This window comes from Marinobacter sp. MA, from assembly GCF_048298425.1.
GTDB classification, from domain to species: Bacteria; Pseudomonadota; Gammaproteobacteria; order Pseudomonadales; family Oleiphilaceae; genus Marinobacter; species Marinobacter salsuginis.
Genome location: NZ_CP103058.1, coordinates 2,806,922 through 2,833,110, shown reverse-complemented (window position 1 = coordinate 2,833,110; position 26,189 = coordinate 2,806,922). Strand labels below are relative to the sequence as shown.

The window sequence follows — 26,189 nt, the reverse complement described above, 5'->3', positions numbered from 1 at the left end:
TGGGTCAGGCGTTATTTTCCACGATTTGCTCGTGGAAACCTTTTACGAAGGTCTCAAATTCACGCGGCGGCAGCGGCTTGCTGAAGAAATAACCTTGAGCCAGCTGACAGCCGCGCTGGCTCAGATAGTATTCCTGTTCTGCCGTTTCCACACCCTCTGCAACCACTGACAGGTTCAGACTCCTGCCAAGGTCGATGATGGTGTTGGCGATTCGGGTGTCTTCCTCGTTGACCAGAAGGTCCCGGATAAACTGCTTATCAATCTTCAGATGCTGCACGGGCATCTGTTTGAGGTAGGTCAGGGAGGAGTAGCCGGTGCCGAAGTCGTCTACTGCTATGCTGATTCCGGCCTTGTTCAGTCTGTGGAGCTTGGCAACAGCATCAGACAGGTTGGTCATGAAGCTGGTTTCGGTGACCTCGAGCTCCAGCCGGCCGGCGGGAATCTTGTGTCGTCGCAGGGTGTCGAGAATGTCATCGACGATGGTTTCCTGGCGAAGCTGTACTGCCGAAAGGTTAACGGCAATACGCAGTGGCGTGCCATCGGCTGCCCATCGAGCCGCCTGCCAGCAGGCCTGGTCCAGGACCCACTGGCCGATTTCAACGATAGACCCATTCGCTTCGGCGACAGGTATGAATGTGTCGGGAGGCACCATACCCCGAGCCGGGTGTTCCCAACGGAGTAGCGCCTCAGCCCCGATCACCCGTTTGCTCTCCAGGTTGATCTGGGGCTGGTAAACCAGATGCAGCTGATGGTTGGCCAGTGCCTGGGACAGGTCCTTTTCCAGCTGCTTCCTGTCGCGGATTTCCTGGTCAATGCTGGCGACGTAGAACTGGAAGTGGTTATGGCCGTTCTGCTTGGCCAGGGTCATGGTCTGTTCGGCACTCTGGAGCAGACGGTCTGCCTGGTTGGTGTCAGACGGGTACAGTGCAACCCCCATGGTGGCAGTCATGGAAATGCTCTGATCTTCCACAAGCATGGGGGCGCTGATGCAAGCAAGAATTCGCTCGGCCGTGTCTGCTGCCTGGAAGCCGTCCCGTAGTCCTTTCTGCACAATTACGAACTGGTCGCTGCCAAGACGAGCAATGGTAAAGCGGGCGTTGTCCAGTTTGTTGGTCAGCCGGTCTGCGACCGTCTGCAGGATTAGATCGCCAGAGCGGAACCCGCACTGCTCATTCACCGATTTGAAGTCGTCGATGCCGCAGACAATCAGAGACAGTTGTGAGTGGCGTTTGTTGGCCTCCTCAATGTCCCGTATCAGCAATTCCATAAAGGTATCCCGACTGGGCAGGCCGGTAAGCTGATCGTAGCGGGAGAGACGGCTAACCCGATCCTCCGCCTCGCGATGACGTTTCTGGCTGTCACCAATGGCGACCAAAAGATTATTCGTGGCGTTTACCCACAGACCCAGTTCGTCGCTCTGATGGCCGGGTGGCGTTGTGACCAGGCGGTCGTCCGGGTGGGCTGGGTCTACCTGTTTCACGGAACTGACAATCCGCAGCAGAGGGCGCGTCAGGAGCAGATGGAAGACATAAAACAGCACCATCCCGAGGATGAGGGCCGTCGCTATGCCAGAAGCGAAGGTGACCGCCGCCCTGTCCAGCCAGGTGCGCGCTGCCGGTGCTGTATCGTAGTGAACATCCAGATAACCATAGACGTCTTCTGGATTACCTTCCCGGAATAGGGGTTCGCGGAAGAGGCGTTCATCATCGAAGAAGGGGTCAGTAACCGGGCGAAACGCGGTTTGCTGCAACGGGCGGTCGCGATTGCCCAGTGGCTCGCCGTCTGGATGAACGATTCGGGCCGTGTGCACCGCTTCCTTGGCGAAGAGGCCGTCAACTACCTGTTGGGCGAGCTCGGCATCGATGCTGAATACTGCCTGGGTGGCGGCGTCTTTTACCATCGCGATGGTTTGCTCAGCGTCGCTGTCCAGCCCCGTGGACACGCGTTGGGCGTCCAGGATGACCTGTATGGTGCTCACAATAACGCCACTGACAAGGGCTACGGCAAGAATCCACCGTAAGATTCGATAGCCCAGGCGATGTTCAACCTCGAAGGATTTTTGCATTCAAGCCTGTCTTGTTCCGGTTATGCAGGGCGAGTGTTCCGCACTGTTCAGGGCGAAAGTGTCCCACTTCGGGCGATGGCTTGGGGCCCCACCCTGATTGTTGGTGCTAAGTATGGTTCAGAGTTCAGATATCTTCATGGAGTATCGGCGATTTTTTCAAAGATTTCAGGGTGTGCTTGTATCAAATTGTAATTGCTCAGGTATGGCAGACACAAAAACGCCCGCCAGGGGCGGGCGTTTTAACACAGTGCAGTGTTTGCAGTCTGTGTCTGGAAGCAGAGCTTCGATCAAGCCAGGTTTTCGTTCACGAAATCCCAGTTGACCAGGTTCCAGAAAGCTTCCAGATAGTTCGGACGGGAGTTGCGGTAGTCGATGTAGTAAGCGTGCTCCCAAACGTCGACGGTCAGCACCGGCTTGTCAGCACCGGTCAGTGGCGTTTCCGCGTTGCTGGTGTTAGCGATGGCAACGCTGCCGTCGGCTTTCTTCACCAGCCAGGTCCATCCAGAACCAAAGTTGTTGGCGGCCTTGTCGTTAAACTCTTTTTTGAAATCTTCGAAAGAACCGAATGCCTTCTCGATGGCTTCCTTGGCTGCGCCGGTCGGCTCACCGCCGCCATTGGGGCTCAGGCAGTGCCAGTAGAAGGTGTGGTTCCAAACCTGTGCGGCGTTGTTGAACAGCGGGCCGCTAGCACTCTTAATGATGTCTTCAAGAGACTTGTTGGCGTTGTCAGTACCTTCGATCAGGCCATTGAGCTTGGTGACGTAGGTGTTGTGATGCTTGCCGTAATGATACTCAAGAGTTTCCTGAGAGATGTGCGGTTCCAGTGCGTTCTTTTCATAAGGCAGTGCGGGAAGTTCAAATGCCATGAGGTCGTTCTCCCTGTCTCTCTGTTTATGTGGATGTACACTCGCCCAATATAAGGGCGCTTTGAGCTATATCAACCCTTTGCTGTCAAAGAACTTTTAAACTCGGGGCTGCCGGGCAGGAACTGCGCACAGTTCTTAACCCGCCAAACCAGTTCCTCGTAGCTGTCGGCCAGTATGTTCACATGGCCCAGCTTCCGGCCCGGTCGTTCCCCCTTATTGTAGAGGTGAACGTGCGCGTAGGGCAGTTCAAGGACGCGATCGATTTCGCCATGCTCGCCAATAATATTGATCATACAACTGACGCCGCGGGGTGCCACATTGCCCAGCGGGTGGCCACTGACCGCACGAATGTGATTCTCGAACTGGCTCGTCATCGCGCCCTCGATGGTCCAGTGCCCGGAGTTATGAACCCGCGGGGCCATTTCATTGGCCACCAGACCATCGGCTGTTTCGAAAAGCTCGAGGGTTAATACGCCGACGTAGTTCAATTCGTTCAGTAGTGACTTTATATAGCGCTCCGCATCTTCCTGAACATGCTTTTCGAGTTTTGGCGCCGGTGCAATCGAGTACCGCAGAATCCCCTCGTGGTGAGTGTTCTCAGCCATCGGGTAGAACGCCAGCTCGCCGTCCTCAGCGCGCACTGCGATAATCGATACTTCCCGGCGGAAGTCGACAAACTTTTCCACGATCAGGCGGGGGTGGCCAATGGACGCCCATGCAGCCTCTGCTTCCTCGGGCGTTCTCAGCACAGCCTGGCCTTTGCCGTCATAACCTTCGGTATTGGATTTCGCCACCACCGGGCAGCCAAGCTCCTCGGCAGCGGCTTTCAGTGAGGCTGCGCTGTCGGCAATCTTCCACTCTGGCGTAGGAATGCCCAACTGACCGAAAAGGGTCTTCTCCGCTTCCCGGTTCTGGCACACCTGTAATGCCCGGGGGCAGGGATGAACTGGTTTGTGGGCGGCAATCTTCTCCGCCACCTCGACCGGCAGGTGTTCAAACTCGTAGGTAACGCGATCGACGCGAGAGAGGAAGTCATCCAGGTATTCGCCGTCCCGGTCGATGATGACCTCACCAAGGCCGGCACTGGGGCTGCCAGACATGTCATAGAATACAAAGGTCTTGGCCAGTGGGTATCCGGCCAGTGCCAGCATTCTTCCGAGTTGGCCGGCGCCCAGTACACCAATTCTCATTTGTGTTCTCCTGCCTGTTTTGGCGTTAAATCTTCTGGCTTCTCACTGCGGTGGTGACCATTTTGGGGATGCCACCAAAAGTCCGGGGAGCCTTTGGCGGGAGCTTTTCCAAAACTGTAGAGGGCCAGGGATGGCCCGAAACAAGCGCACAGGGACGTGCTTGTAGCGTGTTTTGGAAAAGCTCCCGTCGAAGGCTCCCTTCACCCAACTCGAATCATTGATCTCGAGGGTCAGGATTGTCCAGAATCGTTTCGGTCTGTGTGGCCCGGAACTGTTCTACAGCCTGGCGAACATTGTCGTCTGAGGTGCCGATAATCTGTGCTGCCAGCAGACCAGCGTTGGTGGCCCCGGCTTTGCCAATGGCCAGGGTGCCGACGGCAATGCCACCCGGCATCTGGACGATTGACAGTAGGGAATCCAGGCCGTTCAGGGCTTTGGACTGAACAGGCACCCCCAGGACCGGCAGGGCGGTTTGTGAAGCAACCATGCCCGGCAGATGCGCGGCGCCGCCTGCGCCGGCGATAATAACTTTCAGGCCGCGGTCTGCGGCGGTTTTGGCGTACTCAAATAGCAGATCCGGGGTGCGGTGGGCCGAGACGACTTTGGTTTCATATTGCACGCCGAGTTTTTCGAGCATGTTGGCGGCGTGTTCCATGGTGGGCCAGTCGGATTTGGAGCCCATGATGAGTCCTACAAGCGGCTGCATATGCAACAGTCCTGTGATAATTGGAAAGCCGGCCATTGTATGTTTTGGCTACCTACCATGCAACAAAGCCTGGTGCAGGTCGTGGTTGGCATTTCTTTTCCAGAAACCGCTACGAGCACTTCCATGTGCGCTTGACTGAAGCCATCCCTGGCTTCAGACATTTCTGGAAAAGAAATCCCAACCACGCCCCATAGCTCAGTGTGGTCCGCCAATAACACGCCTTTATTTCACCCTGCTTATAAGTACAGGTATTATCGGACCTTATTGTTTTAACCGTCCATAGTCAGGAGCTGTAATGGAACCCATTCGTCCAGATGATGATGAGCTGAGGGCTGAACGACCGATTGGTAGCGCCGAGCCGAAGAAAGCGGCGGAGAAAAAGTCCAGGCCATCGTCCGGTGGGAAGGGCGAACCGTCGGCGCCAGCGAAGCCTCCCAAAGGGGGCAAAGGCGGTAACGGCGGCAATGGTCGTGGCGGCTCGGCCATGCTTTGGGTGTTCTTGATCGTGCTGGCCGTGGCGGGCGGTGCCGGTTGGTATTCGCAGGAGCAGCGGGTTCAGGCGTTGGAAGGGCAGCTTGAGGAGGCAGATTACTGGGCTCGTCAAAGCAAGCTGGCGCTGGCCCGGTTTGAGGGAGAACTTTCGGAAACGGGGGAGAACCTGCAGGAGCGGGGAGCGACTCTGGAGGAGCAGATCGCGGCGCACACCAAGCGCCTGGATACGGCAGACAGTGAAATCCGGAAGCTTTGGGCCATTGCCAATGAGCGCAACAAGAAGCGTCTGGATGATCAGCAGGAGCGGATTGCTGCGTTGGAATCCGGTCTTGCGGAAGGAAAACAGGCCATTGTTGCACTTGAGGCATCGGTAGAGAAGGCCCAGTCGTCGCTTTCTGCCGATATTGCCGCTTTGAAACAACAGACGGAGACGTCGATAACGGCACTACAGGAGGCCAGCCGGCAGGCAACGGATCAGTTGACGAAGCTCAGTCAGCAACTGGCGGATGTGGATCAGGTGATCGAGAGCCGTATCCGCCGATTCGAGCAGGAGCAGAAGCTCGGAATCAGTGGTATGGAGGGGCGGATTTCGGCTCTGGAGCGGGAGACGGATGAGTTGGCCGGCGATGGCCGGGTTCAGGCACTCCGGAATGAGGTGTCCAGTCTGAAGCGAACTGTCGAGTCGATCGATGCTTCCCGTTCACAGCTGACTTCCCGCCTTGTTCGGCTGTCTGAAGAAGTGAACCAGCTACGGAGTCAGGTCAGCGGGCAGTAACTGGCGCGCAGCGCGTTCATTTGATCGCACTTCGGGTTTTGTAACGGTTTGTAGTCATCCCTTGCGGTAGCTCTCATTTCTGGGGATTTGCAGTTGTTATGATCAGGCAACTCGCAATCAGGATGAAGAGTTAACAACAATGAAAACCCGAGTGCCTTCCGTTTTTCCCTTGCTCCGGCCGCTGGTCGCGTTACTTCTGTTGCTGGCGGTGTCCGGGTGTACAGTTTATCAGTCCATTGGTAAAAGCGTCGGTTCGTTCCTGCACCCGGTTTCCGGCCATGATTTCGTCCACATTGATAACGACAGCTGGGACCGGCGCAACGCCGTGCTGTACTTCTATCGGACCCATTCCCAGTGGGCTGCAGACGAGATCGAAGCCCCAAGTGTCTACATAGACGATACCCACTATTTCAACATCCGTAACGACAGCTTCACCTGGCTGGAGGTGAGCCCCGGGGAGCGCCATATCGCCATGCGTCGGCCGCTGCTGGGGCTGGAAGGGATGAACTCCTTCAGTCTGAGCCTGATCGCCGATGCCACGCTGGAAGTCGAGCCCGGAAAGATCTATTACCTGCGTTATAACGAGCTCTCCGAGCCGGGCCAGCGACACCCTGATCTGGATCCGGACCACCCGCTGACCCAGGGTGACCTGCAGCTGGTTACCCGGGAGTATGCCATGCAGGCAGATGAGATCGTTTCCACTCGATTCCTCAACAGTGATCTACTGGCACCGAACCACGCTGCAACTTCGATTGTGGAAGTGAATGAAGACATGGATTACGAGCGGCAACTGGTGTTGCTCGAAGAGGAGCGGGAGCTTGAGATCGAGCGGATGAAGGAAGAGGGCAAGTACGAATCCGCTTCCTGGTTCTGGCCATTCGGTGGTGGCCCCACCGTTCCGCTGGAGACAGATCAAAAGATTGAGCAACTGGAGCGGGAATACGCGGAACTGGAGCAGGAGCGTGAGCGAAGGGAAGAGGTAGAATCCGGAGGTGGCTGGTGGATTTTCTGAGTGCTGACTACACTGACGTCAGGTGAAAAACGCGGGAAATTCAAAAACAATGGCGCTCAAGGATTCTCTTAAACTCAGATTTGAAAAGCTGGCGGACGATGTTGTTCCCCAACTTCTCGATAGCTGGGGCGATCTGCAAAAAAGGCTGGATGACCTGAATTGTTCCCTGGCGAATCGGGCCGTGCCCGAAGACAGGCGCAGCCGTGTCAGCGAGTTGTCCCTGCAGGAGAAAGCCCAGCAGGCGGGGCAGGATCGTCCGGTTGTGCGGGCCGTCAAAACCTCGCGGCGGAAGTGAGTTTGCTTAAAAACTGTACGCTTTTGAATGGCTTGCAGGTTTTTAAAGAAAATTCCGGGAAAATATTTGACACCGCCAGCCAAATGCTTAAAATGCGCCTCTCACTTGGTTGAGACAGCACGGCTGCCAAGCAAGTGAATGCCTTTTGAAAGGCTTGAAAGTGGGTGGTTAGCTCAGCTGGGAGAGCATCGCCCTTACAAGGCGAGGGTCACTGGTTCGATCCCAGTACCACCCACCACTTTCAAATGCATCACCGGATCACCCCATCCGGTTTCAGGTTCGAGCCCGAGGGCCGAATTGATGCGGAGCGGTAGTTCAGTTGGTTAGAATACCGGCCTGTCACGCCGGGGGTCGCGGGTTCGAGTCCCGTCCGCTCCGCCATTTTTTTATTTGGAAAGTATTCCCGGGTGGTTAGCTCAGCTGGGAGAGCATCGCCCTTACAAGGCGAGGGTCACTGGTTCGATCCCAGTACCACCCACCAAATTTCGAAAAAGGGCCGATCCTTGCGGATCGGCCCTTTTTTTATTTGCCAATCAACGATTGCCCGCAAACCCGCACAACATTGCCGTTCACTCCATTGGATGCCGGGCTGCAATACCAGGCGATAGCTTCTGCCACATCCACCGGCTGTCCGCCTTGGGAAAGGCTGTTCATCCGGCGACCCGCCTCGCGGATAGTGACCGGCATTGCTGCTGTCATCTGGGTTTCGATAAACCCGGGGGCAATGGCGTTGATGGTCACCCCGTTTTTCAATTGTCGGGCCATCGCTTCCACGTATCCGATGACTCCGCATTTGGCGGTTGAGTAGTTAGTCTGCCCGAAGTTGCCAGCAATCCCGCTGATGGAGGAGATGCAGACAATGCGCCCGTTGTCTTTCATAAGCTCACGCTTGGCCAGTTCCTCGTCGATCAACTCTTCGGCGGTCAGGTTTACTGCGATGGTCATATCCCAGAAGTGTTCAGGCATGTTGCCCAGAGTCTTGTCGCGGGTAATTCCCGCATTGTGAATCACCAGGTCCACCCCGCCGAAATGCTCGTCGATAAAGTCGGCGATCAGTTTGGGTGCTTTGTCGTCGGTAATGTCGCAGGCCAGGGCCTTGCCCTTGATGGCGGATGTGACCTTTTGAAGATCTTCCATGGCTGGCGGAATATCCAGACCAATGACGGTCGCGCCGTCCCGTGCCAGGGTTTCTGCGATGGCGGCGCCTATGCCACGGGAGGCGCCCGTGACCAATGCAACCTTGCCGGTCAGCGGGGCGACGGGGTTGGTTGCGGGCGACGCATCGCTTTTGCCGATCTTGACGACCTGGCCGGAGACGAAGGCAGAGCGGGCAGACAGGAAGAATCGAACGCTGGACTCCAGTTGTTTCTCAGCTCCGGGCGCCATCCACAGCAGGTTTGCCGTTGAGCCTTTCTTGCCGATCTCCTTACCCACGCTGCGAACAAACCCTTCAAGTGCCTGCTGAGCCGCGGCCTGGGGCGCTTTCCTGCAGGTGGCGGGATTCTGGCCAACGACCAGAACGCGAGCGTTGCTGTCGAGCTTTCTGATGGTGGGGTGGAAAAAGTCGTAGAGCGCTCGAAGGTCGTCGGGTCCTTTCAGACCAGATGCGTCGAACACCAGGGCCGAGAATTTGTGGTCGATATCCGAATCCAGATCCAATGGTTGAGCTTTGTTGCCGGCTTTGGATGAATCGTTCAGGCGGTCGTTGCCGCTGGCATGGTGCAGAGTGGCGGCACTGGCGCTCAGGGTGCTGCCAATGGTTGCGATGGCTTTGCCGCCGGCTGCTGCACCAATCAGCACGTCGCCCTCAATAAACGGCTGGTCGGTACGTTTGAGGCGTTTCAGGGGCACTGGTGCTGGCAGACCGAGGGATTGTGCGGCGGTTTTACCCACCGGGGTGTTTACTATTCTAAGATAGAGGTCAGACATGGTGGCTTCCTTGTTTTGCATTCGGGTTGCTGGATGCGAATCGTCCTACAGGGTAAAGAATCGGATAGTTTTTGGATTGACTCAATGCCTGTAGGGTGTTGTCAGGGGTGCCAATGAGGCACTTGGTGTTCTCGCTACACTTGTTTTCAGGTTGGGTGCAGGGAGCAATGGGGTTGGGCTTCCCAAAACACGCCCGTTAATACCCCTGCGGGGTCCGGCCAGCAATCACAGATTGCTGTCGTTCGGCTGTCACATGAAGCTTCGCTTCATAAGCGCTCGGCCTCACCCATGTAGGGCTCGGTCGCGCCGTCCCTGGCGCTCCACGGTTTTGGGAAGCCCAACCCCATTGCTCCTTTGAACATCTCGATATCTCATAAAAGGAATGGTTTGATCATGGCAGAAGCATCGAAAACTTCACGTAAGAAAACTGCTACATCAAAGAAGACCAGTGCTGCCCCTTCGGCTATTCGCCGCGTAGCTGTGCTGGGCGGTAACCGCATTCCGTTCGCTCGTTCCAATACAGCCTACAGCAAGATCAGTAACCAGGAGTTGCTGACGTCGGCTCTGCGGGGGCTGGTGGACAGGTATGGTCTTGAGGGGCAGAGGCTGGGCGAGGTGGCTGCCGGGGCGGTTATCAAGCACTCGCGGGATTTTAATCTGACCCGGGAGGCGGTGATGAGTTGTGGGCTGGCGCCGGAGACGCCGGCTTATGATGTCCAGCAGGCCTGTGGCACGGGGCTGGAGGCGGCGATTCTGGTGGCCAACAAGATTGCCCTGGGGCAAATCGAGTGCGGCATCGCTGGCGGAACCGACACTACGTCCGATGCGCCGATTGGCGTGGGTGAGGGGCTCCGGGAGATTTTGCTGGATTTGAACCGTGCCAAGACGGCGGGCGAGCGGCTGAAGATTCTGGGGCGGTTCCGGCCGGGGCATCTCAAGCCGGAGGTGCCTGAAAATGGCGAACCCCGTACCGGCATGTCGATGGGCGAGCATGCCCAGGTGACGGCGAAGGAGTGGGACATTGCCCGGGAGGACCAGGATAAGCTGGCCTTCGAGAGCCATCAGAAGCTGGCCAAGGCCTATGAGGAAGGTTTCTTCAACGACTTGATGACGCCGATGGCAGGCTTGGAGAAGGACAACATTCTGCGGCCGGATACCTCGTTGGAGAAGCTGGCGACGCTCAAGCCGGTTTTTGATCGCGAAAACGGCACAATGACGGCAGCCAACAGCACGGCGCTGACGGATGGCGCGTCTTGCGTGCTGCTGGCCAGTGAGGAGTGGGCGAAGGCCAATAATTACGAAGTTAAGGCGTGGCTGACCTTTTCGGAGGTTGCGGCGGTAGATTTCGTGGACAAGAAGGAAGGCCTGCTGATGGCGCCTGCCTATGCGGTACCCCGGATGCTGGAGAAGGCGGGGCTGACACTGCAGGATTTCGATTTCTATGAAATCCATGAAGCCTTTGCCGCTCAGGTCCTTTGCACTCTGAAAGCCTGGGAGGATCCGGCTTTCTGCAAGGAGCGCCTGGGTCTGGACAAGCCCCTGGGTAGCATTGACCGTGACAAACTCAATGTGAAAGGCAGCAGCCTGGCGACCGGCCATCCCTTTGCGGCCACCGGTGCCCGCATTGTTGCGACTCTGGCCAAGTTGCTGGAGGAGAAGGGCAGCGGTCGGGGTCTGATTTCCATCTGCGCTGCGGGTGGGCAAGGGGTTACTGCGATTCTGGAGAGGTAGGTTTGGTTAAACCCGGAACTTTCCTTTGACAGTGTCGATCACACCCCTTATCATGCGCGCCACGTTGATCAGGGGTTCCCTGAGAAACAACCAGTTTGATGCGGGGTAGAGCAGTCTGGTAGCTCGTCGGGCTCATAACCCGGAGGTCGTTGGTTCGAATCCAGCCCCCGCTACCACTATTGAAGTCAAGCCCGCTTTTGCGGGCTTTTCTCGTTTTTACTTCCGCGTTTTCAAAATCCCTCTGGCTGGACAAATCCCGCCAGTCCCGCTTCTTCCAGCAGTCCTGCAAACCCGATCGTAGTTAGATCCATCCCCGGTGCACCGATTACCTGAACATTGAAAGGCAGGCCTTCTTGCGTTCGTCCGATGGGCACGGAGGTGGCGGGCAGCCCCAGCAGAGTGGCGAAGGCGATCCAGCAGAACTGGTCCATGTAGGCCCGTGGCTGGCCGGCGACGGTGATTCGGCGTTTGAAGACTGGGTGGGTGTGGTCATGTCGGATGGCGGTGGTTGGTGTGACCGGCGTCAGCAGAACGTCCACTTCCTGAAACAGGGATTCGATTTCGGCGCGCATTTTCTCCCGCATTTCGCTCCAGGCCATCCACTGGTACACAGGCTGGTTCACGCCCCTTCCGTATTCACCAATAAATGGCGTCATCGGGCCCAGGAATTTGAGCCAGGGTTCGAGTCGCGCGATCCATTTCATTTGCCGGCGCTGGGCAGGTTTCAGGGAGGTACTGAGCAGAGTGCCGAGCAGGTTGAAGTAAGCGGGCAGGATATGCTCAAGGCTCAGTAAAGGATGCTTTGCTTCCGTGACCAGTGCGCCCCGCTCTGCCAGTGATTTTCCCAGGGCCTGATAGCCTTCGGTGAGTTCCTGCTCTACCGGGCACAGTGGGTCTTCAAGCCAGAAGCCGACCCGCGCCTGGTCGAGTCCCTGAACCACTGACGGTGCCATGTGAAGCGCCCAGCTTCGCTCTTCGGCTGGCCGTGGCCCGGCAATGACTTTCAGCAGAAGCTCCAGGTCCCGGGCGTTACGCGCCATCGGGCCGCCCTCGGCCAGGTCGGGCCGGGATTGGGTGCCGGGAGGTCCGGGAATGTGGCCGCGAAACGAGACCAGGGAGCGGGTTGGCTTGTGGCCGAACACACCACAAAAATGGGCCGGCGTGCGAATGGAGCCGGCCAGGTCGCTGCCCACTTCGAGGGGTGTCATGCCGGCGGCCAGAGCAGCCGCTGCGCCGCCCGAGGAGCCCCCCGGAGTGTGAGCCGGGTTGTGGGGGTTGTTGGTGACCCCGAACAGCTTGTTGTAGCTCTGGAGGTCCGTGGCGTAGATGGGCACATTGGTCTTGCCCAGAATAATGGCGCCGGCGTCTTCCAGCCTCTGTACGACATCAGCGTGGTATTCCGGGTTGTGGTTTCTGAGGGCCGGCGCGCCTGCGGTGCAAGTCATACCAGCCACTTCCCAGGTGTCCTTGAGGGTAAGCGGCAGTCCATGGAGAGGGCCTTTCAACGCGTTAGCTGCACGTTGTTCATCGGCCTGACGGGCGTTGGCGAGTGCCAGCTGTTCATCCAGGGTCACAACGGCATTGATAGCGGGATTGTGCTTCCGGATCTGGTCCAGAATTGCTGCAGTGAGGGCTTCGCTGGTCAGACTGCCCGCCTCCAGCTGCGCCAAAAGGTCATGGGCGGATTGATAGTGCAGTGGCAAGTGCGATGCATCCATGGATGTTCTCTTTGTTGTTGGTTTCTGGAAAATCTCGCCGGTTCGTCAAGGCAGCTCGGACCGCCAGTGTTTCACTTTAACCTGCCCCTTGATCGCATCAATGATCTCGATAATCAGATTGATCAATGCTTCGTTCTGGGTTTCGTTGGCTCTCACTTCTCCGGGTGTCGGCAGGAACACGTTCACGATGTCTTCAATAAAGGCGTGATTGGAGGCCGAGGCCAGGTCTTCCAGAATCTGGTGGATAACGTTGGCAACGATGTCTCCCACGGCTTCTTCCAGGGTCTCCTGAATGGTGGGGCCGACCACCGGCAGGTATTTCAGCCGCGACAGTTCAAGATTCTGCTTGAGGGCGTTATCGACCCGGTCCTCCAGATAGCTGCGCAGCGCTCCGCGGTTGGGTACATAGCCTTCCTGGGCTGCCTCGGCAACCCGCTTGGAGATCCAGTCTGAGAGCATGTCCCTCCGGGGGTAGAGAATATCCTCCTGGATCTTGTCGAATAACGGTGAGCCGCGTCTGACCTCCTGCTGCACACCACTGAGCACCTTGAGTACGATGCGATCGGAAAGCTCTTCCATGAAGGCTTCATAATAGAAATTCACGAAGCGGTAAATTTTGGTGTTCGTGATATCGATGATCTTGTACTGGTGCAGGCGGTAGATGATCGAGATCACCCGCAGAATACGCAGGAAACGCAGGCTTCCTACGGGAATACAGCCCACCAGGTCATACCAGTGGATGAACGGGTAGAAGTACCAGCGGTCATACACCTTGGCCTTTATGGCATAACCCCAGCGTACAAAGAACTCGGTCAGGAAGATGCTGACAAAGATCAGATCGTAAAAGATGAAGCGTTCATGAATGGGGTGGTAGGCGGACTGAATAGCGGGGGCGTGTTCTTTCAGGAGATTCTGAACCGCGACAAAGTTGTAGATCGAGTCCCAGATAATGAAGGCCAGGTTGATGATCAGCAGCCCAAGCATCAGGAAATCAATGATGAACCAGATAAGCTGGTGGCTGGACTTCAGGTTTTCTCGATTTATCTTCAGCATTCGCCAAGGCCCGGTCTGTTGCTAAGTATCTGACAGGTTAGCTTATTTCGACGCCACAAACGACTCGCCCTGTGGCCGGATAAAGCCGGCCGATTGGCCAACCATGGATTAACTTGACCGTCTGCCATTAAACTCCCACGCTTTGACGTAAATCCTTCTTGTTACCACCAACACTGAAATAGCCGGATGCTATCAATCTACCAAGTCGTGAATTCGGGCCGGGTCCGGCTTCTGATCTTCCTGCTCTGCTCGCTGCCGTCGTGGGTTTTTGCTCAGCAGGTGGTTGTTAATATGGAAGGAGACTATCCGGAGCTGAAATCGAACGCTGAGGCTTTCATTGGTGAGGTTGAAGGTCGAAGCGCCGGCAATTTGAGGCGATATGCCCCCACGGCTGTCAAGCAGGCCCGGGAAGCCTTGCGTGCCTTGGGGTATTACAGGCCCTTGATTGACTGGCGGATAGAAGAAGGCGACTCGGATACAACGGCGACGCTCACCCTGTCCATTACCCCCGGTGAGCCGGTAAGAGTCACCTCCCGGATCGTGGAGATCCGGGGCGAGGCTGCGGCTGATGAAAGGCTTACCTCTGATCTGCCGCCACATCCGGCAGAGGGCGATATTCTCAATCACGGCGACTACGCCAAGCTGAGAGACACCATCCAGACCCGTGCCCGGCGCAGGGGGTATTTCGACGGCCGGTTTGTCACTCGCAGCCTGGAAGTGGATCCGGCGATGGGCAGCGCCGAAATCACGCTCATTTATGAGAGTGGTCAGCGATATCAGCTGGGAGAGGTCACTTTCGAGGAGGGACATTGGTTCGAGATCGAGCTTCTGCGGGATTTCGTCACCTTTGAACCGGGGAGCCCCTATCATGCCGACGAGATTGCCCGGCTGAACAAGGATCTACTTAATAGCGGTTATTTCAGCAATGTTGACATCAATATCTCACCGCAAGAAGCCGAAAATGGTGTCATTCCCGTCAGCGTAGGCCTGACTCGGCGTGAAGCGCGCTCGGTGTCGGCCGGTGTCGGTTTCTCGACCGACGTGGGTCCGCGGTTCCGCGGCACATGGCGGGAGCACTGGATCAATCCCATGGGGCACAAGCGGGGTGCGGAAACGGAGCTTTCGGTGCCCCGTCAGAATCTGAGTACCTGGTACGAACTGCCTCTGGACCCGCCCATGACGGATCTGATCCGTCTGACGGCCGGATATCAGCGGGAGGATATCGAGAATGTTGAATCGGAACTTCTGACCCTAGGCCAGCAGTGGCAGCATCAACTTGATAATGGCTGGCTCCAGGTACTCTCACTGCGTTGGGAGGGCGAACGGTTCAATATCGGCAACGACGAGAAGGGCACGAGCACGCTTCTGCTCCCGGGCGCAGGCTACTCCAAGATCCACGCGGATTCGCCTCTGGACCCGTCCCGCGGCTATCGTTTGCAGTTTGATGTTACCGGCTCGCATCGGGCTGTGCTCTCAGATGTGGATATCCTGCACGTGAATGCGCTGGTGAAGGGCTTGTTTACCTTAGCCAGCAAGCACCGCTTTGTCGGCCGGTTTCAGGCAGGAGCCGTTGCCACAAACCGGTTCTCGGATGTGCCGCCGTCCCTCCGTTTTTTTGCCGGTGGCGATCAAAGTGTCCGGGGCTATGGTTATGAAACACTCTCGCCTGAAAACGAAAACGGTGTGCCGGTGGGCGGCCGTTTTTTGATGGTGGGTAGCGGTGAGTATCAGTACCAGTTTGCCGACCAATGGCGGGCTGCGGTGTTCGTCGATCATGGCAATGCCATCAATGATCTTAACGACCCCCTGGCAACCGGCGTCGGTATTGGCGTTCGCTGGATCAGCCCGGTGGGCCCGTTGCGGTTCGACGTTGCCAAAGGGCTGGATCGCGAATTTGGCGGGGAGTGGCGGATTCACTTTTCCATGGGGCCCGAGCTTTGACGCAGACACCAGAAAGACACGAAGACAACCGGCGGAACGAGCCGGGCCGTTCACATCGGCTTCGCTTCTGGCTGATTGTATGTCTGGGAGTGTTGATCCTAGCGCCCATCGTGCTGCTGACAGCGGTCCTGCTGGCCCTGCGTTCCGAGACAGGTACCGCGTGGGTCATTGAACAGGTGCCGGGGCTGCAGGTCGAGAATGACCGTGGCTCGCTGTTTGGCCAGTGGCAGGCTGATCGTCTCCAGTGGCGAGGTTATGGGGTAGAGGTTATTGTTGAATCGCCTTTCGTGGACTGGTCGCCCTCCTGCCTCTTCAGGAAACAGCTTTGTGTTGACGGTCTGAAAGCAGAGACGCTTGCGGTTACCCAGTTGCCCCCGGCGGATAAATCGGGGGATGGCGGTGCAATAACGCTGCCTGGGCTCGACTTGCCTCTGGCGCTGAATATCAGCGGCGTCCGGATGGGCCCTTTCACCTTCAATGGCAACAGGGTCTGGGACCGGCTTGAGCTGGACGCGGGCGGATCGGGTGCTGACTGGACCATCGAGCGCGCCTGGTATCGGTTGGGTGATTACACGGTTTCTGCCAACGGCCGGATAGAAACCCGACGGGACTGGCCCGTCAATCTTGAGGTCAGGGCAGAGGTTCCACCTCCCTACGGTGACCAGTGGACGCTGGATGCAACACTCTCTGGCAGCGTGCGGGATCTGATGGTGGCAGCCACGAGTCGCGGCTATCTGAATGCCAAACTCTCGGGGCAGGTCGCGCCGCTCGATCCCAGCCTGCCAGCAAGACTCAGGATAACCTCGGACCAGTTCCGGGCAACTGAGGCGCTGCCAGAGACCCTGGTGCTCAACGACTGGTCTGTGGAGGCCCGTGGCAGTCTGCAGAAGGGGTTCCGTGCACAGGGGCGAGCACGACTGCCCGGCACAACCGGGCCGGTGCAGCTGGCGCTTGAGGGCCTCGTGACCACGCAGGCGGCACAGGGCATCCGTATTGAACTGGCCACGGATAGCTCGAATGGCAGTGAACGGAATACGGTGGTGGCCAACGGGCGTGTGGCCTGGAGTGAGGTCTTGGAGGCCAGTGCCGATGTCCGCTTGCGCGGGTTTCCCTGGTACACCCTGGTCCCGGGCCTTGAACCGCCGGCGGTTACGCTTCAGTCGCTGGATGGCACGGTGTCCTGGCGAGAGGGAAGCTACCATGCGGAGCTTGAAGCGGGCGTTGACGGCCCTCAGGGCCGTGCTGATCTGTCTACCACGGTGGATGGTGACAACGAGCAAACCACACTGACCGATCTGAGAATCAGCACCGGCGCCGGGTCGCTGACCGGAAACGGATCGGTCAACTTTGCCGGCTCACTGTCCTGGCAGGCAGCCCTGGCCCTTCAGAATTTCAATCCGGGTTACTGGGTGCCGGTTCTTGAAGCCAGCCTGAGTGGCGATGTCACCACCGAAGGGCAGCTCGGGGACGGTCCCATTCCTGCCATGAACGCCACCTGGAACCTCGAGGGTGACTGGCGTTCCAATCCTGCATCCCTCGAAGGGCGCCTTGATACCTCATCCGGTAGCTTAGAGTTGTCTGGGCTGAGTCTGGCGATCGGTGCCAACCTGGTAGAAGGAAGCGGTACCTGGGGCGAGCTGTTGCGGGGCGATCTGGCCCTGAACCTGCCTGAGCCCGAGATCTTACTCCCCGGCCTGACCGGCAATCTGGAAGCGACCCTGATGGCTGAAGGAACGCCGGAGCGTCCGGTGGGAGAGTTGAGAGCGGGCGGCCAAAACCTTGCCTGGCGCGACCAGCTGACCATTGAAACCCTGAGCCTTGAGGCCGACCTGGACGACGGGCTGAGGCTCACAAGCCAGTTGCAAGCGGAGAATATAGGTGGGGGCGGTCAGGAGCTTGAAACGCTCACGCTCCAGGCGAATGGCACTCAGGGGCAGCACACCGTGAGCCTGAGGGCTGAGCATTCCGAAGCCGACCTGGAACTGGCTTTCGAGGGTGGTGCTGGTTCCGAATGGAAAACCTGGCAGGGGCAGCTATCAACCGGGGTGATAAATGTTCCGGAACAGTCGCAGCGATGGCAGTTGGAGTCACCAGCGACCCTTGCCTATGGTGCCAACGGTGAACTGACCTTTGGCAGCCATTGTTGGCGTTGGCAACAAAGCACCGTTTGCGCCGACGATCAGACATTGCTTCCGGTTCCCGATATCGCCTACCGAATCAGCCGGTTCCCAACGCTCGCTTTGGCGCCCTTGTTTCCGGAAACCGTGCGCTGGAATGCGCGGTTAAATGGCGAGATCGATTTTACCACCACGGCGGAAGGGCCGGATGGTCGCGTGTATCTTGATGCCGGTGATGGCGAATTCCAGCTGTTGGTCGATGGTGAGTGGGAAGACCTCGACTATGATGCCTTTACCACCGAGGTCACCCTCAAACCTCGACAGGCCGATGTCGCCGTTCGTCTGGCTGGCCCCCAATTGGGCAGGTTTGAACTGGACATCGGGCTGGACCCGAACTCCGAAAATCGCAACATCGAGGGTTCGTTCAATTTGGAAGGGCTTGATATCGCCCTTGCAGGATTGCTGTCCGGGCTTGATGAGGTGGCGGGGAAAGTGAATGGCCAGGGTCAGCTTTCGGGCCCGTTGATGAAGCCGGCTGTGACCGGCGAATTGCATCTGGTGGATGGCCGGGTTTCAGATCCCCGGTTGCCGCTGCCCATTGAGGAGATGATTGCCACTATTGAATTCTCGGGCTATTCGGCACAGATCAGCGGCAGGATCCAGAGCAATGCCCGGAGTCAGACCATCGTGGATGGCGAGGTCGACTGGCAACAGGCGCCGCGGGGGAAAATCACGATTTCCGGGGAGCGCGTACCGTTCAGTGTGGAGCCCTATGCCCAGGTTGAGGTGGAGCCGGACCTGACCCTGGTTTTCCGTGAAGGCACTCTGGAAATCGCCGGACAGGTTGCAGTCCCAAGAGGGGACATCGAGATAAAGGGGCTACCTGAGCAGGCCGTCTCGGTTTCTGAAGACGAAGTCATCGTAGGTGTTGAGACGGAGGAACCCGTAGTTCGCTCACTTAACATGGATGTGAAAGTCGTGGTGGGTGAGGATCAGGTGACGTTTTCGGCCTTCGGCGTCACAGGCGATCTCGAAGGGTCCCTCAGGATCAGCAATGATATGGATACCCGGGGAACACTCCAGCTGGTTAATGGCCAGTATGAGGCCTACGGTCAGGAACTCGAACTCAGGCGTGCCAGGCTCCTGTTCGTTGGCAATCTTGCTCAACCCTATCTGGATATCGAAGCCGTGCGGCGGGTTGATACCGTGGTTGCCGGTATCCGTCTGACGGGGCCGGTGCAATCACCCGAGACTGAGGTGTTCTCCAATCCCGATATGCCGCAGACTGAAGCTTTGTCCTACGTGATTCTTGGCAGGCCCCCCCAAAGCCAGGGCGACGAAGGCCAGATGAGCCGGGCTGCGCTTTCGCTGGGGCTGACCCAGGCCAGCAAGGTAACCGGGCAGATTGGTGAGGAGTTCGGTATCCGCCAACTGACACTTGAGGCAGAGGGCTCGGGCGATCAGACTTCAGTGGTGGCCAGCGGCTACCTGACGGATGAGCTGAGTGTTCGCTATGGTGTCGGCATTTTCGAGCCGATCACGACCGTTGCACTGCGTTACGACTTGGGCAGATACTTCTACCTGGAGGCGGCCAGTGGTCTGGCGGCCTCCCTGGATATTTTCTACACACGGGATTTCTGAACTCAGTCGAGTTCGAAGGTCGCGCTCACCGAAGCGCGGATTTCCCGCTCCCCCACGCTTGCGACTGTATCCGACATGGATTTGGCCTCGGCCATCATCATCGGAACCGGGCGGTGCCCGCCATTGATGCTGATGGTGACAACATCGCCGCAGGTCTGGTCGAGCTGATTGGCCACGAATTGGCACCGGGCCTTCGCGTCTGCGATTGCCCTGGCAAGTGCTTCCTGCTCCATCCCGGTCTCATCCGAGTGGAAGAACTGGTGTGGGCCCAGATGGTAATCCAGGCCCAGAGACTGGGCTTGCTGGAGGAGGGGGTTGAGCAGGTTAAGGTCGCTTATGCTGAAGCTGATGGTTTGTGAAGCCACGGCCTGTTTACGAGGCTCCTCATCCCGCTCGGGTGCAGGCAAGGTTCGGGTATACAGGTTCACGGTGGCGTCTGAATAGTCGTTGAGTTGGTCACGGTATTTGCCAATCCCCTCCCGCCATTGCTCCATCAGCGCAGCTACACGTTCAGTAGCCTTCTGCGGCAATTCGTGCTCGGCACTGGCCGTAAACTGAAGCCTGACGCTGTCCGGCTCGTATCGGACACTGCCTTCACCGGTGAGCGTCACCTCGCCCGCCATCGCCAGGGTTGGCACTGTGAGAGCCAGGGCAATAAGGAAACGGGATTTCAGGTTAAAACGGAGCTTGGGGTTCCTTCCGTTCATGACATTGCCTCCTTTGGCAACCGTTGATGGATCAGGCTTCGCCGGAATCCGGTTCCAGGCGCGCCAGTTTGAATCGGCGGGCGGCATCCACGAACTGGCCAAAAATGCGCCGGTGCCCACCGTGGTAAAGCAGATATTCAGGATGCCACTGGATGCCCGTCAGCCACTGACCTTGCGTGCTTTCAATGGCCTGCACAAAAAGATCATTATCCACGGCGGTTACACGCAGATTTTGGCCCAGGCGTTTGATCGCCTGGCTGTGAATGCGGTTGGCGCCGATCACAGGCGAGCGCATGGCTTGTTCAAGCCGGCTTTGCGTTACCAGTCGCACCGTTTGCAGGGGCAACAGCAGAGGCCGATGCCGGGTGTTGACCCTCAGCGGGGTCACGTTCTGGCACAACGATCCGCCATGAAAAACGTTAATGAATTGCGCGCCGCGGCAAATCCCCAGCACGGGAATGCCAATGGCCTCGGCCTGCTCCAGCAGCGACTGATCGGTCGCATCCCGTTTGCGATCATAGTTTGCGGTAACCTGGGGTTCCTGGCCATATCGCTCAGGATGGACATGGGTGCCGCCGGAGAGCACCAGGCCATCAAGCATTGCTACGGCCACCCGCGACCCGGGACGAATGTAGTGGGTACGAGCGCCGTGAAGACGCAATCCAAGGCTGATCAGGCGATGGGCCAGGCTTTTGCGAGCAGGACCACTTATGCCAATGGTCAGGCCGGGAACCTCAAGTTCCTGTTCGGGAAACGGCTCAGACATACCCGTTCTTGGCCAACCAGTCGTCGGTGGTTTCCTGCCAGCTGTGGGTCAGGTTATGCAGGTTGAGCTTCCGTCGCTCCCGGAACAGCCGCCGCATGTCCGCCAGGTCGTCCGGATTGTTGGCCAATTGCTCCAGTACCACCCAATCGTTCCACACGGTAGAAAAATGCCAATCCGGATTATCGATGTCGCAATCCGGCAGCCGGTAGTGCAGGGTTGGCCGGCTCTTGATCCGCGGATCGTGAACATGACGCTCAAGACGCTCACTGTCCAGGTGAGCAAACAGAGGCAGCAGGTCAAGCGCCCGGTTCCTGGTTGGGTTGAACTCCAGGTAGTCCTCCATCAGCTCACCGAGGTTGGGCCGGTAGTTGTCTTCCATCAAAAGCTCGGTATAGCGCCCATGCCAGGGTTCGATATAGGTGGTGAATTTGCGGCTGACATCCAGTTGATGCCGGTCTTTGAGCCAGTCGTAAAGCGCCGCGAACGCCTGGAAGTATCGAACCATTGTTTCCGGGCTGAGATCGGGCAGTTCCGGGTTCAACTGGAGGCCGAAGGCAAAATAGATGGCATCCCGGCTGCCCAGAGCGCCTGCTTTCCTGAGGTCTTCAACGAGAGATTCGATAGTCTCCAGGCTGGAGAAAGGCAGGGGTGGGCTGATGATTTCCAGGGGCACAACCCGTTCTGCGGCAGCATCAATCACATCCATCGCCTGGCCGCCCAGTTCCCGGATCGACTGAGGCAGGCGTTCATCGGCCAGATCAAGGTCCTTGATCGGGTCGGAATCCAGTTCCACTGTGAATTCGCCGAGTGCGGTCTCCAGCTTGGTCACGTAGCGTGACTGGAGCACCGGCGTCCCTTCAAGAAGCCTTGCTGCCAGGGTGACCAGTTCATCGTAGCCCAGACCAGACAATTCGATCTCGACACCCACGCGGCGTTCCCGGCCTTCGTTTGTCTCTAGGATATCAGGCATCCTGCAACTACTGGCTTGCGTCATGCTACTTCCTGACTTGTGAGGGCTTGAACACTAACCATATCACACCGCTGCTGATCATCATGGTTAACCCAATGCAAGAAAATCACGGGCCTGACTTTACACTGGATAAAACACTGTATATAGTCAGTTTACTGTATAAAAAAACAGGGCGCCTGAAGCAGGCTATCCGGAGCAGGCATTCCCGGACTGCGGATACTGGCACCGACCCCGATACAACGGAGTAGCTTGATGAAACTCACAGCAAGGCAGTCACAGGTACTGGATATCATACGCCGCTACGTCGATGAGACCGGCTATCCGCCAACTCGTGCTGAAATCGCAGCTGAACTGGGTTTTCGTTCGGCCAATGCTGCAGAGGAGCATCTTCGTGCGCTGGCTCGGAAGGGGGCCATTGAGATGGTGCCAGGGGCCAGCCGCGGTATCCGGCTGCCAGAGGCAGAGGAGGATCTTGGGCTGCCGGTGATCGGGCAGGTTGCCGCTGGTAGTCCGATCCTGGCCCAGGAGCACGTTGAGGATCACTGCACGCTCCAGCCCGAGTTCTTCTCGCCCTCGGCAGATTATCTACTGCGGGTCCGGGGCATGAGTATGAAAGATATCGGCATTCTTGATGGCGATTTGCTGGCAGTGCACAGCACCCAGGATGTTCACAACGGCCAGGTGGTCGTTGCCCGGGTCGGCGATGAGGTTACGGTAAAGCGTTTCCGCAAGGAAGGCTCGAAAGTCTACCTGATTGCCGAGAACGAAGAATTCGCACCCATTGAAGTAGACCTTACCGAGCAGGAATTGTTCATCGAAGGCCTGGGTGTGGGTGTTATCCGACGCTCTGATCTGCACTGATCAGTACGGATAACCTCAGATAGATTGGAAAACGGGTGAATTATGGAACAAATGAGCTTTAATCAGAATCTGGCTTACAATCCCAATGCTCTGTCCTGTTCAGTGCCGGCAACCGCCGCCCGCGAGCGACGCTCTGTCATTCGTGCCCGACGTTCTCCGGAATCCAACGAGACCAAGGTCTCTGGCAATGTGACGGAAATCATCTTGCCGGAAGGCCAGGTGGAAAACTTTCAGTTGCTGTTGCCCATGCTGACGCAGCTGAACCAGGAAAAGCGCTGGCTGGCCTGGATTGATCCGCCTCAGGCATTGGTCAGCAAGTGGCAGAAAATGCATGGGATCGTGGCTGGTGAGTTGCTAGTGCTTCGTTCAACGTCGGATTATTCCGCGCAGGAACTGGCCGAGCGAGCCCTCAGTGCAGGCACCTGCCATGCTGTGGTCATGTGGACCCGTAAACTGGGCCGCGCTGCCTTTGAGTCCCTGCAAAAAGCCTCTGCCGAAGGCAACAGCCATGGGGTCGTTCTCAGGCAGCGTTAATGACTCAGTGGAGAGTGTAGGAGGGCTGGGCGTCTGAAGCGTCCAGTTCGTCGTCTTCCCAGTCGATATCGTGGGCAACATTTCCGACCGCCTCGATACCTGCGGCGATCATTGCTTTAGCAACAGACATATCACGGTCTTCCATCATTTCCCGGGCTTCCTCCGAGAATGAGATCTTCACCAGTGGCGCACTGTCATCGTCAATGCGGCGCAGGGCGTAATCGCCGTTGGTCAGTTGCACAATTTCAAAAAACGATGGTGACATTCAGTAAACCTTCAAGTTAATCAGATCAGTGTAACCGGCAATTGGAGCGGTTCACCACTCGCTGTGCTGGTCTTCCAGATCGTCGGCAAAGTGTTTGACGGCATTCAGTGTTTTCAGCAAGGCCGCCGCGGAGCGATCCGGGCCGGTGTCGGCGGCTACCGCAATAATGTTCTCCGCGCTCACGGTTTTTTTGGTTGCTGGCGGTCGGCTCTGAGAGCGTTCCAGTTGTTCCAGATGGTTCCACCAGCTGCCTGAGCGCTGTTCCAGGTCTCTGAGCCGACTTATTTCATTCGGTTCCGGTCCGATCAGCGAGGCCAGTTCATCCAGAGTGTCAGGCTCTTCTGATTTTTTCTGGTACAACCTGGCAATCATCACCAGCAATAATTTCCGGGATCTGAGAAGTAACTCGATCGCCCCCTGGATCGCGGCTTCCCGGCGCAAAGCCTGTTCAGCTTCATTGGGGGGATGGCCTACGCCCTCGACTGTTGGTCGATCCAGTTGCCCCAGCAGAGTGCGGGCGAGAAAGAGTTTTTGCGAAACCTGCGAGTGCCATTGCGAGGCCATGGAATACCTTCAATCCCCCAGCGCGGGTGCAACCCCGGAAAATTAATGCGACAGCATACCATTTTTGGCGGCAAATTTCTTCAACTGTCTGCCAGGGGAGGTTTCACAATAAAATACAAACATTCACTTGAAACGACCGTTTGAATTTGGCAAAAAGGCGCCCGGCTGTGCGAGTTCTGATCGTTGCGGCTGCCCAACAGCATGAACTTCTGGAGGTGTAAGGGATGCGAAGCCACATCGTTGCAGGTGTCGCCCTGGTTTTTCTCGGTTTTTCCGGACAGGCTCTGTCCAAAGTCACGACTGCCGAAGCGCAGCGGCTGGGTGATGATCTCACTCCGGTTGGAGCCGAACGGGCCGGCAACAGGTCAGGCAGCATACCCGAGTGGACCGGTGGTCTTGCAACGCCCCCTGACGGCTGGCGCGAGGGGCAGGTTGAAATTGATCCCTTTCCCGAAGACGAGGCCCTCTTCGTCATAACCGCCGATAATGTCCATCTCTACCGCGACAAGCTTTCCGATGGCCATATCGCCATGCTGGACAAGTACGGGCCGGACTTTTTCATGCCGGTCTATCAGACTCGCCGAACGGCAGCGTTTCCCGAGCACGTTTACGACAAGTTTCGTGAAAATGCCCTGACAGCTCAGTTGCTGGACAACGGTAACGGTGTTCGTGACACCATTATGACCAGCCCATTCCCGATCCCCAAAGACGGTCTGGAGGTCATCTGGAACCACATTCTTCGCTACCGGGGCGAAGAGATTTCCCTGCGTAGTGCGTCCGCAACGCCCCAAAGGGACGGTTCGTACAATCCGGTGGTAAACGATTACGACTATTTCTTTGCCTATAGTCAGAAAGGGGCGGAACTGGCAGAAATCGATAACAAGATTTTCTACCTGAAGACTGACACCATTGCACCCTCTTCGCTGGCCGGCACCATCACACTGGTCCACGAAACCCTGGATCAGGTGCGCTCGCCGAGGCTGGCCTGGCGGTATGATTCCGGCTCGCGCCGGCTTCGCAGGTCCCCAAACCTGGCCTATGAGACGGACTTGCCGAACTCATCGTCACTGCGTTCGGTTGACCAGAAAGATATGTACAACGGCGCACCCAATCAGTACGACTGGGAATTGAAAGGCAAGCGGGAGCTGTTCGTACCCTACAATGCCTACAAGCTACACGGGCCGCAGGTGGAGGCCGATGATGTGATTCGTCCGGGCCACATCAATCAGGCACTGACCCGTTATGAGCTGCACCGGGTTTGGGTGGTTGAGGCGAAACGCAGGACCGGGATCAGCCACATCTACGATCGCCGCGTGTTCTACGTGGACGAAGACAGCTGGCAGATTCTGGCATCCGAGGAGTACGATGCGGAAGGCAACCTGTGGCGAGTGTCGGAGGCCCACAATATCAGCTATTACAGTGAGCCCGTATTCTGGACTACCATGGAGATGACCTACGACCTGAAGGCGGAGCGTTACTACATTGATGGGCTGGATGATGGCTTCCCGGCGTACGATTTCAGCCCGGGGTTCCGGGGTAATGAATTTACTGCTTCCGCTGCCCGTAGAGCCGCTCGCCGCTGATCACCAAGGAGGCCGATATGGCAGACCCGCAAGCGCACCTTGATCATCTCGACCAGTTGATGGCCAGGCTTGGTCGCGCTTTGGCAGATAAAGACTGGGAAGCGATGGCCAATCTTAATGAGAAGGTGAAGCCGGCAGTCGAGCCGTTGATGGTTGCCCTGGAAGCGGGTGAGATCGAGGCGGAGCCGGTGCGGCTCCGCTTGCAGGAATTGCAGCAGTTTATTGACGCCGCGGACGAATCCGCGCGTATTGCCCGCAAGGAAGCGGAGGACGGCCTCAAAGGTGTTAACCGTAATCGCAGCGCAGCGAAGGCCTATCAGAACGTTTCTTCAAATCGACCGAAATAGCGTCATAAAATTGACTCTGCCGCCCTTACAGTCTTAAATACCGCACAAATCCCCCAAGAGA

22 protein-coding genes and 4 tRNA genes are annotated in these 26,189 nt (G+C 57.4%); 14 read left to right on the top strand and 12 right to left on the bottom strand.

Annotation, left to right across the window (positions count from 1 at the left end; translation table 11 throughout):
- Positions 1 to 4 precede the first annotated feature (4 nt).
- The 4 genes from NUW46_RS13120 to purE form a co-directional block, all read right to left on the bottom strand.
- Positions 5 to 2,065, bottom strand: coding sequence for a putative bifunctional diguanylate cyclase/phosphodiesterase (locus NUW46_RS13120; protein WP_418140287.1), 2,061 nt, complete (start codon positions 2,063 to 2,065; stop codon positions 5 to 7).
- A gap of 287 nt (positions 2,066 to 2,352) precedes the next feature.
- The gene (gene sodB / locus NUW46_RS13115; protein ID WP_014577657.1) at positions 2,353 to 2,931 is read right to left on the bottom strand and encodes a superoxide dismutase [Fe]; all 579 of its coding nucleotides are present in this window, start codon (positions 2,929 to 2,931) and stop codon (positions 2,353 to 2,355) included.
- Between the two features lie 71 nt (positions 2,932 to 3,002).
- Positions 3,003 to 4,121 carry a 5-(carboxyamino)imidazole ribonucleotide synthase gene (locus NUW46_RS13110; protein WP_418140286.1) on the bottom strand — a complete coding sequence of 373 codons (1,119 nt, stop codon included), beginning with the start codon at positions 4,119 to 4,121 and terminating at the stop codon, positions 3,003 to 3,005.
- A gap of 214 nt (positions 4,122 to 4,335) precedes the next feature.
- Positions 4,336 to 4,827: a 5-(carboxyamino)imidazole ribonucleotide mutase gene (gene purE / locus NUW46_RS13105; RefSeq protein WP_418140285.1), complete on the bottom strand. Its 492-nt coding sequence runs from the start codon at positions 4,825 to 4,827 to the stop codon at positions 4,336 to 4,338.
- Positions 4,828 to 5,122: 295 nt separating this feature from the next.
- Between purE and NUW46_RS13100 the strand changes: the two genes are divergently transcribed.
- From NUW46_RS13100 to NUW46_RS13075, 6 genes are all read left to right on the top strand, one after another.
- Positions 5,123 to 6,094 (top strand): hypothetical protein, encoded by a 972-nt coding sequence (locus NUW46_RS13100; RefSeq protein ID WP_418140284.1) that lies wholly within the window; start codon positions 5,123 to 5,125, stop codon positions 6,092 to 6,094.
- A 139-nt stretch (positions 6,095 to 6,233) separates the two neighbouring features.
- Entirely contained in the window at positions 6,234 to 7,106 is an 873-nt protein-coding gene (locus tag NUW46_RS13095; protein WP_418140283.1) for a DUF2846 domain-containing protein, read from the top strand.
- A gap of 49 nt (positions 7,107 to 7,155) precedes the next feature.
- Positions 7,156 to 7,401, top strand: coding sequence for a hypothetical protein (locus NUW46_RS13090; protein WP_069183164.1), 246 nt, complete (start codon positions 7,156 to 7,158; stop codon positions 7,399 to 7,401).
- Between the two features lie 162 nt (positions 7,402 to 7,563).
- Positions 7,564 to 7,639, top strand: a tRNA-Val gene (locus NUW46_RS13085).
- Positions 7,640 to 7,705: 66 nt separating this feature from the next.
- Positions 7,706 to 7,782 (top strand) — tRNA-Asp (locus NUW46_RS13080).
- 24 nt (positions 7,783 to 7,806) lie between these two features.
- Positions 7,807 to 7,882: transfer RNA gene (locus NUW46_RS13075), tRNA-Val, on the top strand.
- A gap of 41 nt (positions 7,883 to 7,923) precedes the next feature.
- Here the strand turns inward: NUW46_RS13075 and NUW46_RS13070 are convergent.
- Entirely contained in the window at positions 7,924 to 9,330 is a 1,407-nt protein-coding gene (locus NUW46_RS13070) for a 3-oxoacyl-ACP reductase (RefSeq protein ID WP_418140282.1), read from the bottom strand.
- Between the two features lie 393 nt (positions 9,331 to 9,723).
- Here NUW46_RS13070 and NUW46_RS13065 point away from each other — a divergent pair, with 393 nt between their 5' ends.
- Positions 9,724 to 11,061, top strand: a complete 1,338-nt coding sequence (locus NUW46_RS13065; RefSeq protein WP_418140281.1) for an acetyl-CoA C-acetyltransferase — start codon at positions 9,724 to 9,726, stop codon at positions 11,059 to 11,061.
- A gap of 99 nt (positions 11,062 to 11,160) precedes the next feature.
- Positions 11,161 to 11,237, top strand: a tRNA-Met gene (locus tag NUW46_RS13060).
- A gap of 54 nt (positions 11,238 to 11,291) precedes the next feature.
- Here the strand turns inward: NUW46_RS13060 and NUW46_RS13055 are convergent.
- On the bottom strand, positions 11,292 to 12,779 hold the full coding sequence (locus NUW46_RS13055; protein ID WP_418140280.1) for an amidase family protein: 1,488 nt from the start codon (positions 12,777 to 12,779) through the stop codon (positions 11,292 to 11,294).
- A 45-nt stretch (positions 12,780 to 12,824) separates the two neighbouring features.
- Entirely contained in the window at positions 12,825 to 13,832 is a 1,008-nt protein-coding gene (locus tag NUW46_RS13050) for a hypothetical protein (protein WP_418140279.1), read from the bottom strand.
- Positions 13,833 to 14,123: 291 nt separating this feature from the next.
- Here NUW46_RS13050 and NUW46_RS13045 point away from each other — a divergent pair, with 291 nt between their 5' ends.
- Both NUW46_RS13045 and NUW46_RS13040 read left to right on the top strand, forming a co-directional pair.
- Positions 14,124 to 15,773 (top strand): autotransporter assembly complex protein TamA, encoded by a 1,650-nt coding sequence (locus NUW46_RS13045; protein ID WP_418140278.1) that lies wholly within the window; start codon positions 14,124 to 14,126, stop codon positions 15,771 to 15,773.
- A 74-nt stretch (positions 15,774 to 15,847) separates the two neighbouring features.
- Positions 15,848 to 19,531: a translocation/assembly module TamB domain-containing protein gene (locus tag NUW46_RS13040; protein WP_418142040.1), complete on the top strand. Its 3,684-nt coding sequence runs from the start codon at positions 15,848 to 15,850 to the stop codon at positions 19,529 to 19,531.
- 2 nt (positions 19,532 to 19,533) lie between these two features.
- On the opposite strand, the gene NUW46_RS13035 is transcribed toward NUW46_RS13040, so the two are convergent.
- The 3 genes from NUW46_RS13035 to NUW46_RS13025 are packed head-to-tail and all read right to left on the bottom strand — an operon-like array spanning position 19,534 to position 21,998.
- The gene (locus NUW46_RS13035) at positions 19,534 to 20,238 is read right to left on the bottom strand and encodes an SIMPL domain-containing protein (protein ID WP_418140277.1); all 705 of its coding nucleotides are present in this window, start codon (positions 20,236 to 20,238) and stop codon (positions 19,534 to 19,536) included.
- Between the two features lie 31 nt (positions 20,239 to 20,269).
- Positions 20,270 to 21,004 carry a gamma-glutamyl-gamma-aminobutyrate hydrolase family protein gene (locus NUW46_RS13030; protein ID WP_069183169.1) on the bottom strand — a complete coding sequence of 245 codons (735 nt, stop codon included), beginning with the start codon at positions 21,002 to 21,004 and terminating at the stop codon, positions 20,270 to 20,272.
- Positions 20,997 to 21,998, bottom strand: a complete 1,002-nt coding sequence (locus tag NUW46_RS13025) for an amidoligase family protein (RefSeq protein WP_418140276.1) — start codon at positions 21,996 to 21,998, stop codon at positions 20,997 to 20,999. Before NUW46_RS13025 ends, NUW46_RS13030 begins: the two co-directional genes overlap by 8 nt.
- A gap of 225 nt (positions 21,999 to 22,223) precedes the next feature.
- On the opposite strand from NUW46_RS13025, the gene lexA reads away from it, so the two are divergent.
- Positions 22,224 to 22,835 carry a transcriptional repressor LexA gene (lexA, locus tag NUW46_RS13020; RefSeq protein WP_174805002.1) on the top strand — a complete coding sequence of 204 codons (612 nt, stop codon included), beginning with the start codon at positions 22,224 to 22,226 and terminating at the stop codon, positions 22,833 to 22,835.
- A gap of 42 nt (positions 22,836 to 22,877) precedes the next feature.
- Positions 22,878 to 23,369 carry a cell division inhibitor SulA gene (locus tag NUW46_RS13015; RefSeq protein WP_069183172.1) on the top strand — a complete coding sequence of 164 codons (492 nt, stop codon included), beginning with the start codon at positions 22,878 to 22,880 and terminating at the stop codon, positions 23,367 to 23,369.
- Between the two features lie 4 nt (positions 23,370 to 23,373).
- Here NUW46_RS13015 and NUW46_RS13010 read toward each other — a convergent pair whose 3' ends face one another.
- Positions 23,374 to 23,634 (bottom strand): hypothetical protein, encoded by a 261-nt coding sequence (locus tag NUW46_RS13010; protein WP_008177453.1) that lies wholly within the window; start codon positions 23,632 to 23,634, stop codon positions 23,374 to 23,376.
- Positions 23,635 to 23,685: 51 nt separating this feature from the next.
- On the bottom strand, positions 23,686 to 24,198 hold the full coding sequence (locus NUW46_RS13005; protein ID WP_136631535.1) for a DUF6586 family protein: 513 nt from the start codon (positions 24,196 to 24,198) through the stop codon (positions 23,686 to 23,688).
- Positions 24,199 to 24,422: 224 nt separating this feature from the next.
- Between NUW46_RS13005 and NUW46_RS13000 the strand changes: the two genes are divergently transcribed.
- A complete protein-coding gene (locus NUW46_RS13000) occupies positions 24,423 to 25,781 on the top strand; it encodes a DUF1329 domain-containing protein (RefSeq protein WP_305966818.1) in 1,359 nt (452 codons plus the stop codon).
- Positions 25,782 to 25,798: 17 nt separating this feature from the next.
- On the top strand, positions 25,799 to 26,128 hold the full coding sequence (locus NUW46_RS12995; protein WP_418140275.1) for an SOS cell division inhibitor: 330 nt from the start codon (positions 25,799 to 25,801) through the stop codon (positions 26,126 to 26,128).
- The last annotated feature ends 61 nt before the right edge of the window (positions 26,129 to 26,189 follow it).

Excerpts from the sequence above, each read along its gene's own strand:
- NUW46_RS13035 (WP_418140277.1), bottom strand. The coding sequence starts at position 20,238 with ATGAACGGAAGGAACCCCAAGCTCCGTTTTAACCTGAAATCCCGTTTC.
- NUW46_RS13110 (WP_418140286.1), bottom strand. The coding sequence starts at position 4,121 with ATGAGAATTGGTGTACTGGGCGCCGGCCAACTCGGAAGAATGCTGGCA.
- NUW46_RS13090 (WP_069183164.1), top strand. The coding sequence starts at position 7,156 with ATGGCGCTCAAGGATTCTCTTAAACTCAGATTTGAAAAGCTGGCGGAC.
- NUW46_RS13015 (WP_069183172.1), top strand. The coding sequence starts at position 22,878 with ATGGAACAAATGAGCTTTAATCAGAATCTGGCTTACAATCCCAATGCT.
- NUW46_RS13055 (WP_418140280.1), bottom strand. The coding sequence starts at position 12,779 with ATGGATGCATCGCACTTGCCACTGCACTATCAATCCGCCCATGACCTT.
- NUW46_RS13100 (WP_418140284.1), top strand. The coding sequence starts at position 5,123 with ATGGAACCCATTCGTCCAGATGATGATGAGCTGAGGGCTGAACGACCG.
- NUW46_RS13070 (WP_418140282.1), bottom strand. The coding sequence starts at position 9,330 with ATGTCTGACCTCTATCTTAGAATAGTAAACACCCCGGTGGGTAAAACC.
- NUW46_RS13045 (WP_418140278.1), top strand. The coding sequence starts at position 14,124 with ATGGAAGGAGACTATCCGGAGCTGAAATCGAACGCTGAGGCTTTCATT.
- NUW46_RS13065 (WP_418140281.1), top strand. The coding sequence starts at position 9,724 with ATGGCAGAAGCATCGAAAACTTCACGTAAGAAAACTGCTACATCAAAG.
- NUW46_RS13050 (WP_418140279.1), bottom strand. The coding sequence starts at position 13,832 with ATGCTGAAGATAAATCGAGAAAACCTGAAGTCCAGCCACCAGCTTATC.
- NUW46_RS13095 (WP_418140283.1), top strand. The coding sequence starts at position 6,234 with ATGAAAACCCGAGTGCCTTCCGTTTTTCCCTTGCTCCGGCCGCTGGTC.
- sodB (WP_014577657.1), bottom strand. The coding sequence starts at position 2,931 with ATGGCATTTGAACTTCCCGCACTGCCTTATGAAAAGAACGCACTGGAA.
- NUW46_RS13000 (WP_305966818.1), top strand. The coding sequence starts at position 24,423 with ATGCGAAGCCACATCGTTGCAGGTGTCGCCCTGGTTTTTCTCGGTTTT.
- NUW46_RS13025 (WP_418140276.1), bottom strand. The coding sequence starts at position 21,998 with ATGACGCAAGCCAGTAGTTGCAGGATGCCTGATATCCTAGAGACAAAC.
- NUW46_RS13030 (WP_069183169.1), bottom strand. The coding sequence starts at position 21,004 with ATGTCTGAGCCGTTTCCCGAACAGGAACTTGAGGTTCCCGGCCTGACC.
- NUW46_RS13005 (WP_136631535.1), bottom strand. The coding sequence starts at position 24,198 with ATGGCCTCGCAATGGCACTCGCAGGTTTCGCAAAAACTCTTTCTCGCC.
- NUW46_RS12995 (WP_418140275.1), top strand. The coding sequence starts at position 25,799 with ATGGCAGACCCGCAAGCGCACCTTGATCATCTCGACCAGTTGATGGCC.
- NUW46_RS13010 (WP_008177453.1), bottom strand. The coding sequence starts at position 23,634 with ATGTCACCATCGTTTTTTGAAATTGTGCAACTGACCAACGGCGATTAC.
- purE (WP_418140285.1), bottom strand. The coding sequence starts at position 4,827 with ATGCAGCCGCTTGTAGGACTCATCATGGGCTCCAAATCCGACTGGCCC.
- NUW46_RS13120 (WP_418140287.1), bottom strand. The coding sequence starts at position 2,065 with ATGCAAAAATCCTTCGAGGTTGAACATCGCCTGGGCTATCGAATCTTA.